Here is a 13,147-nt window from a genome sequence, read left to right as displayed (position 1 = left end):
GCACATGGAGCGTCTCCAGGACAGGCCCTGCGAGGGATAAAGAGATTGCTTTCTTCGTTTTTACCTTTATCCTTTTTCCGTTGTCTCATGGAACGGATCTGCGCCATTTTTTCACATTACCGTAGAATCTCCCTCACGGAAGTGTGCCTGCGGAAACTGGCGCGGCAGACTGTCCCGCTGCACCGTGTCGTGGTGGCGGACAACGGGGCCGGAGACGGCACCCTGGACGGCGTGAAGAAACAGGCGGCGGCCGGAGCCTATCCGTTCATGCTGGAAGTAATTGACATGCCCGGAAATACGGGCAATGCCGGCGGCATAGCGCGGGGGCTGGAACGGGCTTTTTCCTTCCCGGATGTGGATGCCGTCTGGATTTTGGATGACGACTCCTGGCCGGAGCCGGATGCCCTGGCCTGTCTTTTGTCCCATAAACCCGGCACGGACGGCATGGAATGGCCGTGCGTCAGGGTTTGCAAGGTAGTGGACCTGGAGCAGGACGGGGAACTCTCCTGGCCCATGGTGCTTGTGGACGAAAAGGATGGACGGCGTATTCATGTAACAAGCCGCGACACCCTTCCGGATGTCCCTTTCCTTCTGACTGGCGGGGCCTTTCTGGGAGCCCTTGTTCCCCGTGAAATCCATGACAAGGTTCGGGGTCCTACTGCCGGGCTTTTTATCCGCGGGGAGGATGAGGAATACCCGTGGATCATTTCCCACGCGGGATTCCGCACTTACCTAGTCAGCGGCTCCGTTCTCCACCATCCGCGCCCCGCTACCGGGCTGGTGCGCGTGGGACTGGGGGACAAGGCCTTTTACTATGAACCGGGGCTGGATGCGCGCCGCCTGTACTACAAGGTGCGCAACTGGGCATGGCTCCAGAGGTTCAAACATCCGCATTCCCCCCTCTTCAGATGGGCGGCATGCGCCGGATATACAGCCTTGTGCGGAGTGCTCATCGCAGTATATGACGCCTGGAGCCCGTCCAAATTCCGGGCCGTATGCCTTGGGGTGTATCGTGGCGCCTGCGGACGGCTCGCCGGGCCGGATGAATAATTCCTTTTACTCCGTCATGCCTGCATGCCGAATTTCCGTTTGATCTCCGGAATGGAATAATTGGTCAGGGTCGGCTTGCCCGCCGGGGTGCAGTACGGAACTTCGCAGGCCAGCAGGTCCTTCAGGATGGCCGGAGCGCGGTGGGGGGAAATGCGTTCCTTCCAGGCGGACTTCCTGGCAATCTCCGCAATGAACGTTTCATACGCCATGTGTTTGGCGTTGCGGCTGAACTCGGACTGGGTGAGGCGGTCCACCAGCTCCAGCAGGAACGCCTTGGCGTTGTCCAGTTCCAGCAGGGCCGGAATGGACTCTATCCTGATGGTATTCTGGCCGAAGGGCGTGACCGTCAGCCCGGCCTGGTCAAAATGGGGCGCAAACTGCTGGATGACGGCGAAATCCCGGGGGTCCAGGTCCAGCATCACCGGATCGAGCAGATGCTGGGAAGGCATGGGGGCCTGCCTGTGGGCCCGCAGCCGTTCAAAAATGATGCGCTCCCGCGCAGCCTTGGGATGCATCAGCACCAGGCCTTCCGGCGTCTCGAACAGGGCGAACTGCTGGTGCAGAGTCCCCAGATACTTGAAATCGGCGGAAAGATCCTTTTCCGTCCTCCTTTCCGTACCTGGCGCGGCATCTGGCCGGGAACACGCCTTGTCCTGAAAATCCAGGCGTCCCTGAGTAGGGGGCACCTGTCTCAGGGAAATGGGCCGGGCAGGGGAAATCGGAGATGTTTCCGATGTCCCCTGAGGCCGCTCCATTGGTGAAGTAAAAACCGGAATTTTGGGCGGGGAAATGGTTACGGGAGAAGGGACCATTGTCTCAAATTCGTTTCTGGCGGGACCGGGCGGCGGGAATGGCTCGGAAGGCTGTTCGTCCGGTGTCGGTGCGGCTGGGAGGGGGGCCTGCCGGGCATGGCGCTGCAGGGTATTGGCAATCGCCTCCACAATGGTATTCACCACATCGGCGGCGCGTCGGAACCGCACCTCCTTCTTGGCGGGGTGGACGTTCACGTCCACCAGGGCAGGCTCCACCTCCATGTACAGGAACAGGGCCGGATGCAATCCCGTGGGGAAGCCCCCGTAACCGTCGCGGATGGCCCGGTTGATCAGTTGGTCTTCCACCGGGCGGGTGTTCATGAACACATACTGCCCTTTTCTGGTGCGCCTGGCCTCGGAAAGCGGAAGCAAGTACCCGCTGACGGAAATGCCGGGGCCGGTGGTGGCCTCTATCGGAATCAGGGCCGCCGCCGTGGCGGGGTCCGTCAGGGCGGAAATGCGCACCCGCAGGTCCGTGGTGGCCGGAAGATCGAACACCAGCTGGTCGTCTCTCCTGTAGGTAAAGCGCACCTGGGGGAATGCCAGCGCATGGAGGCGTATCTGGTGTTCAACGTGGGAAGCCTCCGTTTCCGCGGACTTCAGGAACTTGCGGCGTGCCGGAGTATTGTAAAACAGGTCGGCCACCTCAATGGCGGTGCCGGGAGACACCCCGGAGCTCCGGGGTTCGTACTCCATCCCGCCGTCAATCCGCACTTCCCAGCCTTCCAGGGCCTGCTGCTGCCTGGTGCAAAGCTTGAAGCGGGAAACGCTGGCGATACTGGGGATGGCCTCTCCCCGGAAACCCAGATGGGTGATTTCAAACAGTTCCTCCAGGGAGGAAAGCTTGCTCGTAGCGTGACGCTTGGCACAGAGACTGGCGTCTTCACGGCTCATGCCGCATCCGTCGTCCGTCACCCTGATCAGGCCCACACCTCCGCGGCGGATTTCCACCCGCACGGACTTGGCCCCGGCGTCCAGGCTGTTCTCCACCAGCTCCTTGACGACGGAGGCCGGCCGTTCCACGACTTCGCCCGCCGCCACCTGGCTGGCGAGAGTGGGAGACATGACATGAATGGTCGGCATGGGTGAAGTAAAGTAAAATATTGATGATGAAAAACTCAGCCGCCGGCAACGATGGAGACCACTTCTACCGTATCCCCCGGAACAACCGTAACACGGGAAAAATCCCGGGGCAGGAGTGCGGAACCGTTGTGTTCCACCACCACTGGATTTCCCTTCATATTCAGGAGTTCCAGAAGCCGTATGACGGAACAGGGTTCCGCCAGAAAATAGGGGACGCCGTTCAGGATAATGCTGTCTTGGGCGGTCATTGCGTTCACACTATAGCACAGCGTGCCGGAAAAGCCAGAAACATACCTTGCGAATGGCGTAAAAAGTTCCTGTTCAAGGAATAAGATAAAAAGAAAACTGGCATCGCGTACGGGACTCGAACCCGTGTTGCCCGCGTGAAAGGCGGGAGTCCTAGACCGCTAGACGAACGCGACTTGAACCGGTTTTTGCAACATCTTGGAGGCGGGAGCGGGAATCGAACCCGCGAATGACGATTTTGCAGACCGTTGCCTTACCACTTGGCTACCCCGCCGCTGATGCTGTGCGCGGATACTAGGAGAAAGGTCTTCCGGTGTCAATCTTGTTTTTGGAAAAGATACCTTGTTTTTTAGCGGAAAGCTTCTGAAAAAAGCCCTTCATTTTTTCATGGGCGGCATTTTTGATTCACGAATGCCTCCCAGCCCTGCGGTGAGGTCGAGGGGCATCAGCCGGATTTCCCGTTTCTGTTCATACAGGACCTTGACGCCCACATGGCTGTAATCTTCCGGAAAAGTGCAGGTAATGGGACGGGATATGGTGCCGTCGCCGAAAAAATAAACGGCATTTTCCGTCTTTACGGAAATGGACCGGTTTTTTTGGTCAAAAAATTCCATGCAGGTATAGGGAAATTCCTCAGGATAGGACAGGATGATGGTCCATTTTCCTTTCTCCACCTTGCGGGCCGCGGTAAGGGTGACGCGGTGCATGGATTCCATGTTCGCTATGTCATCGTCGTTCGTAAGAAAGGGAGGAAATGACAGGAGGATGTCGCACGATTCCCCTTCTTTCAAAGCAAGGTCTTCCGCTGGAAGGGAAGACAGGTGCGAGCACATGAGTGGCACCTCTCCTTTGATATGTATCCAGCGGGTTTCGGGAGGGAGGGGAGTTTCCAGGGAAATGCCCAGGTTGAACGTTCCGGATTCTTCCTTCCGGTTGTAGGAATCCAGAGTGATATAAATGCATCCTATATTCAAGAGCGTTCCTGAAGAATTCCGGATGTCCAGATTCCCCCCCTGCATTCTGATATCCGGAAGGTACAGCTTCTTTTTGGCGTCCAGAACAGCCGGGGCATTTTGATAGCTGATCTTTAAATTGAAAAAAAGGAACTCGCGGGAGGTGTCCAGCGGCGCCAGTTCTACCCCGCTTCCTTTCAGAACGGGGATCGGTTTTCCCCATGAAAGGGAGAAAACGGAAAAAACAATCAGTGAAAACAAGAGCTTCATGGATTCATTTTCTTTAAGGGTGAGGCGCTTCCGTCAAATCCGATGTTGAAGTTGACAGGTATTTCCGTTGTTCCGCTTTCATCAAAATACGAAAGCGTCACCAGGAGGGTTCTGGTATTTGGCCGGAACAAATAGATAAGACGCAGAGGCTGTTCGTTTTCCGCATTTTGTCTGACAGGGATCTCCATCATTTTAGGGTGAAAAGGCGTTCCGTCGGGATACTGGAAAGTGATGGAATGCAGAATGACCGGACTATTGCTTCCGATATCGACGGAAAACAACGGGCTGTTCGCCTCCTGTCCGGCTGATGAAATCCTGAGATGGATGGGATTTCCGGTTTTGGGATGCCGAATGATGGACGGAGCTTCTTCAAATTCAATTTCCTGAGCCGGAAATTTCAGCACCTTACGGCCCATGGGGATGGAAATATTCCCTGAAATCCGTATCCACTCGGCTTGAACACTGGGAAGGGAATTCGTCTGGATGCTCAGCTCCGCTTTTCCTTCCGGGGCATGGAAGGAATCATTTTCGTAGGACAATTCGGGAATGACCCGCACGTTCCGGATGCCGAGCTTTTTTCCCGTGGAATCAACCACTGCCAGACCACGTGCATCTGGGGGCGTCAGGGGAACCCCTCCACCGGAGCAGGACAGCTTGAAGGACAGCGTCAGGGATTTGTCGTTTTTCTGATGGACAATCCTCATTTCCGAGAAGACGAGACTGTCCCGCGGCAAATCTTTTTCCCCGTCCCCGGCGGGGGACGAAAGGGAGGCGCAGAGAAAAAACAGGAGGAATGCGGTTGTTTTCATAGGATATTTTCGTAGGGAAGGGGCAGTTACCTGGCCGATGGCGCCTGTCTCTTGCTGAGAGTTCCCGCCAGGCCGACGGTCAGGTTGAATGGGAGGCTTTTATTTTTAAACTTATCGGGATCTATGTAAAGAATTCTGGCCTGCAGGCGTGAGTAGGCTCGCGGAAAAACGCATTCCATAGAATAACCGGCCCCTCCCCCTCCCGCAAAAGCGCTGCGGGGCCTTAAGGAAAAGAGGACATGAAGTCCCTGTTCATCAAGGAGTTCCAGACCGTAAAAACGGAAGGTAGCGATGGCACTCAAATGGATTTTCCATAATTGGGAATTATTTCTGTAGGTTTGCAGAAGTTCCGCTCCCAGGGTAACAGTTTCGCTTTTGCATATTGCCAGGTCCGCTACCGGTCCTTCCGGAACCATTTCACTGTCTATTGCGGAAAACTCTTCCTCCATGCCATCCCTCCAGAAAAGTTCTCTGGGAATTGAAGAGGAGAGGGAACAGCAGCGAAGTGGAACATTTCCGCGGATATGTATCCATTTGGCGGTTTTGGCGGGGAGTTCCTTGAAAAAAAGAATCACATGGAACTGGTTGTCCGGACAATCTTCTTCATCTACTTGGAGGAAGTTTTTTCCAACTATCATCAAATTGTCGGGAAGAAGTCTTTTCCCTGTTGAATCAACGACATTCAGCAGAAGGTAGGCTTTTGGCGGGAATTCCATGATGGATTCTTTTGCCGTGTGGGTGACGCTGCATGTAATTTTCATGCAGGGAACATCATTGTCGGTAATAATTTCAAGAGATTCAAATTCCATGTGCGCTCCCTCAAGGGCGGGAGGCGGATCGCCGAAGGAGCAGGGAAAAAGGAAAGCAATCGTCAGGTACAGTGACATTTTCATGGAGGGAGCCGGTTTGTCAATGGTTCTGGAAAATTTCCCCTCCCAGGCTGACGCGGCAATGGATGGGGAGTTTTTCCGGCTGGAGGTTTCCAAAATAGGAGAGATGGAGCTGCATAGTGGTTTCTTCCTCCGGAATGTTGAAGACGAAACATTCCGGAAGTGTCTTCTCGAAAAGACGGAGGCTGTTGAATTTTTTATAGGAGGCAGGCGGTGTATTCCCTCTTTGGGGTGCAGTCAGGGAAAGGGAATGAATGGTAAAAAAATCCGGGGCGCGAATGAAAAGCTTCCATGCCAAATGGGGACCGCCCCATGATGCCAGATAATGGCATGCCCGGATATGGACGGAGTTATCCCCGACGATCTCCTTTTTTTCCGGAAGGGAGAAATGAATCTCCTCTCCATTTACGGTAAGACCGGAAACCGGGGCCTGGCGCACTTCCGAGGCCATCAGCAAAGGAACGTGTCCGGATATTTCCACCCAGGCGGCCTGGGCGGATGGAGGGGTATCCGTTTCAATGGAAATGGCGGCTGCCCCGTTCCAGCCCATGTTGTCTTTTCTTTCCTCCTCCGAGTCCAGGACGGGATCTACAAAAATGCGTGACACCCGCAGTCTCTTCCCCTGGGAGTCCGTGATCTTCAATCCTTCCGTAGTGGATGGCGAGAAAGGTATCCTTTTCCCGGAAAAGAACGCCAGGAAATTGAAAGTAATCTTTTGGCGGCGGCCTGCTTGTTCCAGCAGAAAGCCGCAAAACTTCACAGGCTTCCCGTCCTCCGTTTTTTCTGGAGTACCGGAGGCATGGCAGGGGAAAATACCCGCAAGAATCATGAACAGCAGGATGATGGGCTTCATAAATATTCAGTTGAAAAGATGCGGTTATGTTAGGGTTCTGTTTTTCCTTTGTTGAGTGATCCCCCTATTCCCAAACTCACGTCGACGGATACGTGTCTTGTTTCAAAATTGCGCGGATCAAGATACAGAATCCGCACCTTCAGTTTTTCATGAGAGCGCGGAAGAACGAGATATTCATAGGTGGAGGTTCCTCCTCCCCCGCTGGCGCTGAACCCGCAAAGAGAGGGCGGCATGCCGACGGGGACGGGCCGTCCCTGCATGTCTTCCAGTTTCAAATCCCGGTACCGGAAATCGGTGGGGTAGGCCAGCAGGAATTCCCAGACGTCGGTACCATCCCGGCCGCCGTCCACGTCTTTCCTCTTCTTCACGGATAATGTCAGGAAACTCATCCGGGAGGGGTCGGCCACATCATCCTGCAGAGCGCTGTTTTGCGGAAGAGGTATTTTTACCTCTTCCGGGTGAAGTAGATCAACCTCTGCCGGATCCGTGGATGAATATTCCGTACAGGTGACGGGCACATCCCCCCGAATGCGCAGCCACTCCGCGTCTTCCGGGGGCCATTCGGAAAACGAGAATTGGATAATGAACTCTTTGTCCTGATTCAGTCCCTTTTCTGCCTTCATGGAAATCAGAATATTGTCCGGCGTATAGGTCTTTCCCGTGGAATCCGTAATGGAAAGGCCGGGAAATGGTTTCCCGGATGCAGGGATGATGCTGGCTTTCCCCCGGTATGTCCCGTCCAGGGTCACCATGCAGTATTTCTTCTTTTCCGTGTGGTCTGTCCCGGTCAGGAAAGATGCGAACTCCGTCCGTGAGCCTTGCAGCAGGGGAGTATTGTCAGCAGACGCGGCCACGCAGGAAAGCGGCAGAAACAGCAACAGGTATTTCATAGGGAATGGGTGTTGGATGAGAGAGGAACAGACAACGGAATCCGGTAGCTCCGCCTAAGGAAAAATCTGGATCATGGCATGTTCTCCGGGGTGTTTGGGGGAGGGCGCTTGGTGGCAAGCCGGAGGCGGGAAGAACGTTTTTATTTAGCCGCAGGGACTTTTTCCTTGTTGAGGGGGCCTCCCATCCCCACACTGATGTCAACAGGCACTTGCCTGATTTCAATGTTGCGGGGATCGGCATGTAAAATGCGCACCTTCAGTCGTTCATAGGGGCGGGTAAGGATGAAAAATTCGGAGCATGTCGTTCCTCCGCCGCCGCTGCACATTCCTCCGGTAAAACGTTTGAAGGGAATGGGCCGCCCCTGCATGTCTTCCAGTTCCATGCCGCAGTAGGGGAAGCTGTCCCGGTGGCCCAGGCTGAATTTCCATTGGAAGCCTTCCTCTTCCTTACCCTCCCACTTCTCCACGAATAATATCAGGGTCTCCGTTCGTGCCGGGTCCGCAATGTCGCTCTGCGGGATGTCATTCCCCACAACGGGAATTTCCGTTTCTCCCGGGTGAATCAGATCGACCTCCACCGGATCCAGGGAGGAAGCTTTGATGCACACCACGGAGACATTCCCCCGGATGCGTAGCCATTCCGCATGTTCCGCCGGCCATTCGGAAAGAGAAAAGCGCAGATGGAACTCTTCTTCCCGGTTCCATTCTTTTTCCCACGCCGGCTCAATCAGAACATGATTCAATGCATAGGTTTTTCCTGTGGAGTCCGTGACGGAAAGATCGAAAGGCCTTTCCTTGGATATGGAGACCACACTGAGGTGTTCCAGAGGCCTTCCCTTCAGGGACAAGATGCAATAAGGCTCCTTGGTCGTACCGTTGACTCCCAGGGAGAAGGAGTTGAATTCCAGATGGCAGAGCGGTGGCGGAGGCGCCTTGTCCGCAGCGGCGCCCAGGCAGGAGAGAGAAAGGAACAGCAGCAGGGATTTCATGGAGTGGGAGTGTTGGAAGGTGAAGATATCGGGCCTCCGAGCCCGATTGTCTGGTCCATGGGAATGTTCATGGTTTTCTTTCCGGACAGGCAGAAAATCCGGATGAGCAGGGTCTTTTCCTGTTTGGGGATGGCATGGAACCAATTCATTTCCCATTGATGACCGGATTTGTTGCCAAAATGGCTATGATGGCGGGCGTCCGGAGGGAGCTCCTTTCCCACGTGGTCTTTCAGGGAAAGAGAATGGAAAAGAATGTCCTCATCCCCGGCAATGGTTAGCCGCCAATAGGTAAATCCTTCCACGGGAATCAGCCCTTCATGGACTTGGGCCTTGACCGTGATGCTTTTTTTCTTTCCTTCCCTGTCCCGTTCAGGCAGAGGGATGGAAACGGCGTCTCCACCCAGGGTTATTGCCTGCCAGGGAAGCGCCTGCTTTTTGTCCGCCGCCAGAACGGGAATGGCTCCTTTCAGGGAAACGGACGTGGCCCGTGCATCCGGCAGGGAATCGGATGATAAATACATGTCCACCGTATAATCTTCCGTGCCGGCGGGGTTCGGGTAATGTGAGAAATTAATGCTCAGGCAGGGAAGAGCCTTTCCGGTACTGTCGGTAGCCGTGAATGCATCGGAGGCCAGGGGAATGAGCGGAACCTGCCCCGCTTGAGGCGTGAGCCGGAAGGAAAAGGAAATGCCCGGGCGGTTTTTTCCTTGGGAAAGGGACATTCCCGTGAAAAGGGCCTCCCATGGTCCTGTCTCCGGCTGCGCCTGCGCCGCGGGCAGGAATGCCAAGGACAGGAGAGCCGCGCGGCAAAAGTGCCATCTGCTTTTCATGCCGGGAATTAACGGTTGGAGAGCAATTCCTTCATGTCCGGCAGGCGGAAATGCAGGGGAGGAAGTTCCGTGCCGTAGGCGGCGGACTTTTCTTTCCGCAGGTTTTCCGCTTTTTCTTCCAGAGTACGTGCGGCGTTGAGAATCTTGCGCACTTCCTGGCGTCCACGGCCTATTTTGGAAGCGGCGCGTACGGGATCGGGCGTCAGTTCGGGGCCTCCCTTGAGGTATTTTTCAAAATACTGCTGGTAGTGTTCCGCCAGTTCCCTTCCGCGGGCAAACAGTTTCCTGTCTTCCTCCACAAAGGCGACCAGGTCCGGGTCCACGTCCCTGGTGCTCAGGTCTGCAAGGTCTTCGTCCCGGTCCTTCAGTATCTTGGCCGCCTGCCGGCTGCTTTCCTCCAAGCCCGGAAGAGTCGGATTCTTCTTCAGCTTGAGTAGCCGTTCCGCCAGTGCGTCGCTTTTTTCGGAATATTCCGTATTGATATCGGCCACCTTTTTACAGTAGGAGATGGATGGGTCGCCGCAGGAAATCATCAGAAATGCCGCCAGCAGGGGAACCAGGCGGCGCATGCAGGTCAGGGGAGTCATGGTTCTCTTTTAGCATTTCCTCAAACGGAAGCAAGAAGCTTTCGTGAAAATGAACGGACTGGAACAATTGCGGAAGGAACTGACGAACAGCAGATTTTCTTCACGGCCGCTCTTTCTCTACCGGGAGCGGCAATTCCACCACGCCGCAGCTGGAGCCGGGAACCAGCAGGATTTCCACTTCCAGGGGCAGTGTGGTGTCCGCCAGGAATCCCTCCGGAATGGAAATGCCGATAGGCTTGGAGCTTTGTCCGGGGGCGACTTTCTGCGGGGCGAAAATGTCCAGCACGACACGTCCGTTTTGAAGCACATTGAGTTTGCTGAAAGAGAAGGACTGCTCCTTGCACGTATTGTGCAGGGTTACGCCTTTGAGCGTTGCGGGGGCAAAGGGGCCGGGAACCGTGAATCTCAGAATGGTGGAACTTCCCGCTTCCACAGGAAGGGGAAGCCAGCAGGCGGCAATGGCCGACTGGAGGTTCAGGCTGGACGTCAGGTAGCCGGAGCCGTTGAGCCGTTCCATCATCAGGCGGGAGAGTTCCGTGGAAACGGGCATTCCCCAGCCCTGGGAGTACATCAGGGAAAGCAGGTACGCGGCTTCCTGGTCTCTGTACTGGAGCGCCATTCTCAGAAATCGGGCGGCCTGGGCGTAATCCCTTCTGGCCAGGGAGGGTTGCTGGGGTAGCCCGGGAAAGTAGGACGGAATGTCCATGAGCATGACGCCCAGATCCTTCATGGCCTCATAACAGCCTCCCGTGGCGGCCCGGTAAAGCCATTCCACGCCGTTTTCCGGTCTGGCGCCTCCGGGAAAGTCCGGTGCCATCAGCGCCTTGGCGAGCGCATATTGGGCGACGGGGTAGCCTTCCCTGGACAGTTGTTCCACTGCCGCCATATTGTCCGCCGTCACTTTCAGGCGTTCCGCGGTTCTGTTGCGGCCGGACGCCGGGGAGGAAACCAGGCGCATCAGCTCCCGGTAGGCGGGGTCCTCCCGCAGGGACTCGTCCTGAATGGCCGGGGCCGCAATGATGCGGATTTTTGGGAAAACCTCTTCCGTCCGGGACGGGTCTCCCTTCAAACAGGCCATCTGCACGGGAACCGGCTGCTGGGCGGCCGTTTCAAAGGCATACGTGTATGTTCGGTCCGTGTACAGCAGAGGGAGGGCCGGGAAAAAAAACGTGGTGGTGGACTGGCCGGGAACCGGGAATGAGGGAATGGGGTTGAGGGAGCGGTCCACCAAAACGCCGTTGGAATCCCGGATGGTCAGGTAGAGGTCCTCCCTGCCGTCCGGGGAAGAGGAAATCTGAAGGTAAATGCAGGAAATGCGCAACTCTTCCGGCAAGGGAGAAGGCAGGCTGGAACTGCTGAGCATGCTGTCGTCCAGCCGGAGCTGGAACTGGGACGTTTTCCGCTCTTCCAGGGAAGCATCTTCCGCGATTCTCAGTTCCGGAATGCGGATGGAGGCCAGGTCCCGCGGGGGGATGGCCGGGAGTTTTTCCAGCCCGTTGGAGGCAGGCTGCTGGATGGCGTCCTTGATCGTGTTGATCGTTGTGCCCATGGGGGCCTGTTTCAGGTAATCCAGCAGGTAGAACGCCGCGGCGCCTGCCAGCAGCGTGCATGCGCTGCCCACCAGCAGGTACATCACTTGGCGGTTGCGCCTGATGGTGCGGGCTGAAAGCTTGCGAACGGCGGAGGAAGTGCCCGTGGCCCTTCCGGAAGGCGTTTTTTTGCCTGAACTTTTTATAGCGCCCAAACGGTGTGTCGGCTGGGCATTGTTGATCTCCGCGCGGGTCAGCTGAATGGTGGCGGAGGATTCTTCTCCGGAAATGGAGCAGATGTCATTGATCCACTCCCGGGCGTCCTGATAGCGGCAGTTGATCTGCGGGGCCAGCGCCTTATCCAGGGAAAGCAGGAACTGGCGGGAATACAGGCGCATCAGATGCGGATTGCTGTGCAGGGGAGGCATTGTGTCTTCCGACAGCCGTGCTTCCGCCCGTTCCGGAGGATGCCCGGTGAGCAGGGCGTAAAAGGTAGCCCCCACAGAATAAAGGTCGCTCCAGGGGCCTATGTTCGTCTTGCCCAGGGCCTGTTCCGGGGAGGAGTACCCCTGGGTGGTCAGGACGGTGGCGGTGTGCAGCTTCAGGGCGTGGCGCGCCGCGCCGAAGTCAATGAGAACGGGCGTCCCCTGTTCCGTCAGCAGGATATTGCCGGGCTTGATGTCCCGGTGGTAAATGTGGCTGGCGTGCAGGTATTCCAGGATGCGCAGAAGGCGGGTGAGCAGGCCTTTCAACTCGTCCTCCGTGTAGCGGTGGCCGGTGGTATGGAGCTTTTCCCCCAGATAATCCAGGGACAGGCCCGTGATGTGCTCCATGGCGAAGTAGGCCGTGCCGTTGGCCTCGAACACGGACAGGATTCTGACGATGCCCGGATGATTCAATTCCGCCAGGGTCTGGGCTTCGCTCAAAAAGCTCTTCAGGGCCCAGGTGTAGTTCTCCAGGTCGTGTTCGTTGTTGGGCCTGATATGGCCGGTCAGCGGGTCGCGGTAGGAACAGCTTGCGGGGAAATTCTCCTTGATCACTACATTCCTGTTCAGGAACAGGTCTTTGGCCAGATAGGTAATGCCGAAGCCTCCGCTTCCCAGGACACTGAGAACTTCATACTGCTCCAGCCGCGTGCCGGGAGCCAGCTCCCGCTGATAGACGAAAAATGCGCCCTTTTCCTCCGCATGGGGAAGAGGGGGCCTGCCGGGCAAAATCTCTTCCAGGCCTGTCGCCGGAGGGGGAGGCGGAGCTTGCCCTGTCGTCGCGGGCGCGGCGTCTGTCTGGCCTTCTTTTGCTGGCATGGGAAAAATTCCGGAAACGGAAACTGCGGATATTTTCCTATTCCGCTTCCTG

Annotated in this window: 12 protein-coding genes and 2 tRNA genes; 1 reads left to right on the top strand and 13 read right to left on the bottom strand. The window is 56.3% G+C overall.

Annotated elements, in window-relative coordinates; translation table 11 throughout:
• Positions 1-87: 87 nt before the first annotated feature.
• Positions 88-1,050: a glycosyltransferase gene (locus V3C19_RS08380; RefSeq protein ID WP_295934135.1), complete on the top strand. Its 963-nt coding sequence runs from the start codon at positions 88-90 to the stop codon at positions 1,048-1,050.
• A 14-nt stretch (positions 1,051-1,064) separates the two neighbouring features.
• Here V3C19_RS08380 and mutL read toward each other — a convergent pair whose 3' ends face one another.
• The 13 genes from mutL to V3C19_RS08315 form a co-directional block, all read right to left on the bottom strand.
• Positions 1,065-2,945, bottom strand: a complete 1,881-nt coding sequence (gene mutL, locus V3C19_RS08375) for a DNA mismatch repair endonuclease MutL (RefSeq protein WP_295934132.1) — start codon at positions 2,943-2,945, stop codon at positions 1,065-1,067.
• Positions 2,946-2,980: 35 nt separating this feature from the next.
• Positions 2,981-3,193, bottom strand: a complete 213-nt coding sequence (thiS, locus tag V3C19_RS08370; RefSeq protein ID WP_130083865.1) for a sulfur carrier protein ThiS — start codon at positions 3,191-3,193, stop codon at positions 2,981-2,983.
• A 98-nt stretch (positions 3,194-3,291) separates the two neighbouring features.
• Positions 3,292-3,367: transfer RNA gene (locus tag V3C19_RS08365), tRNA-Glu, on the bottom strand.
• A 23-nt stretch (positions 3,368-3,390) separates the two neighbouring features.
• A tRNA-Cys gene (locus V3C19_RS08360) sits at positions 3,391-3,465 on the bottom strand.
• Positions 3,466-3,568: 103 nt separating this feature from the next.
• Entirely contained in the window at positions 3,569-4,414 is an 846-nt protein-coding gene (locus V3C19_RS08355) for a hypothetical protein (RefSeq protein WP_130083864.1), read from the bottom strand.
• Positions 4,411-5,223 (bottom strand): hypothetical protein, encoded by an 813-nt coding sequence (locus V3C19_RS08350; protein WP_130083863.1) that lies wholly within the window; start codon positions 5,221-5,223, stop codon positions 4,411-4,413. Before V3C19_RS08350 ends, V3C19_RS08355 begins: the two co-directional genes overlap by 4 nt.
• A 26-nt stretch (positions 5,224-5,249) precedes the next feature.
• Positions 5,250-6,116 (bottom strand): hypothetical protein, encoded by an 867-nt coding sequence (locus tag V3C19_RS08345; protein ID WP_295934128.1) that lies wholly within the window; start codon positions 6,114-6,116, stop codon positions 5,250-5,252.
• Positions 6,117-6,132: 16 nt separating this feature from the next.
• Positions 6,133-6,966: a hypothetical protein gene (locus V3C19_RS08340; RefSeq protein ID WP_130083861.1), complete on the bottom strand. Its 834-nt coding sequence runs from the start codon at positions 6,964-6,966 to the stop codon at positions 6,133-6,135.
• Between the two features lie 29 nt (positions 6,967-6,995).
• A complete protein-coding gene (locus tag V3C19_RS08335; protein WP_130083860.1) occupies positions 6,996-7,856 on the bottom strand; it encodes a hypothetical protein in 861 nt (286 codons plus the stop codon).
• Between the two features lie 140 nt (positions 7,857-7,996).
• A complete protein-coding gene (locus V3C19_RS08330) occupies positions 7,997-8,845 on the bottom strand; it encodes a hypothetical protein (RefSeq protein ID WP_295934124.1) in 849 nt (282 codons plus the stop codon).
• Positions 8,842-9,675 (bottom strand): hypothetical protein, encoded by an 834-nt coding sequence (locus V3C19_RS08325; protein WP_302387721.1) that lies wholly within the window; start codon positions 9,673-9,675, stop codon positions 8,842-8,844. The genes V3C19_RS08330 and V3C19_RS08325 overlap by 4 nt, the downstream gene beginning before the upstream one ends.
• A gap of 8 nt (positions 9,676-9,683) precedes the next feature.
• On the bottom strand, positions 9,684-10,262 hold the full coding sequence (locus V3C19_RS08320) for a hypothetical protein (protein ID WP_295934121.1): 579 nt from the start codon (positions 10,260-10,262) through the stop codon (positions 9,684-9,686).
• A gap of 100 nt (positions 10,263-10,362) precedes the next feature.
• Entirely contained in the window at positions 10,363-13,095 is a 2,733-nt protein-coding gene (locus V3C19_RS08315; protein ID WP_130083856.1) for a protein kinase, read from the bottom strand.
• Between the last annotated feature and the right edge of the window lie 52 nt (positions 13,096-13,147).

Origin of the sequence: Akkermansia sp. AE01SA01 (genome assembly GCF_036417395.1) — a bacterium.
Lineage (GTDB): Bacteria > Verrucomicrobiota > Verrucomicrobiia > Verrucomicrobiales > Akkermansiaceae > Akkermansia.
The sequence above is the reverse complement of the archived record's forward strand: the minus strand, read 5'-3'. Positions and strand labels throughout refer to the sequence as shown.

Bases quoted from the DNA above. Each gene is read 5' to 3' on its own strand.
- V3C19_RS08325 (WP_302387721.1), bottom strand. From the start codon at position 9,675: ATGAAAAGCAGATGGCACTTTTGCCGCGCGGCTCTCCTGTCCTTGGCA.
- V3C19_RS08320 (WP_295934121.1), bottom strand. From the start codon at position 10,262: ATGACTCCCCTGACCTGCATGCGCCGCCTGGTTCCCCTGCTGGCGGCA.
- V3C19_RS08330 (WP_295934124.1), bottom strand. From the start codon at position 8,845: ATGAAATCCCTGCTGCTGTTCCTTTCTCTCTCCTGCCTGGGCGCCGCT.
- mutL (WP_295934132.1), bottom strand. From the start codon at position 2,945: ATGCCGACCATTCATGTCATGTCTCCCACTCTCGCCAGCCAGGTGGCG.
- V3C19_RS08350 (WP_130083863.1), bottom strand. From the start codon at position 5,223: ATGAAAACAACCGCATTCCTCCTGTTTTTTCTCTGCGCCTCCCTTTCG.
- V3C19_RS08380 (WP_295934135.1), top strand. From the start codon at position 88: ATGGAACGGATCTGCGCCATTTTTTCACATTACCGTAGAATCTCCCTC.
- V3C19_RS08335 (WP_130083860.1), bottom strand. From the start codon at position 7,856: ATGAAATACCTGTTGCTGTTTCTGCCGCTTTCCTGCGTGGCCGCGTCT.
- thiS (WP_130083865.1), bottom strand. From the start codon at position 3,193: ATGACCGCCCAAGACAGCATTATCCTGAACGGCGTCCCCTATTTTCTG.
- V3C19_RS08355 (WP_130083864.1), bottom strand. From the start codon at position 4,414: ATGAAGCTCTTGTTTTCACTGATTGTTTTTTCCGTTTTCTCCCTTTCA.
- V3C19_RS08345 (WP_295934128.1), bottom strand. From the start codon at position 6,116: ATGAAAATGTCACTGTACCTGACGATTGCTTTCCTTTTTCCCTGCTCC.
- V3C19_RS08315 (WP_130083856.1), bottom strand. From the start codon at position 13,095: ATGCCAGCAAAAGAAGGCCAGACAGACGCCGCGCCCGCGACGACAGGG.
- V3C19_RS08340 (WP_130083861.1), bottom strand. From the start codon at position 6,966: ATGAAGCCCATCATCCTGCTGTTCATGATTCTTGCGGGTATTTTCCCC.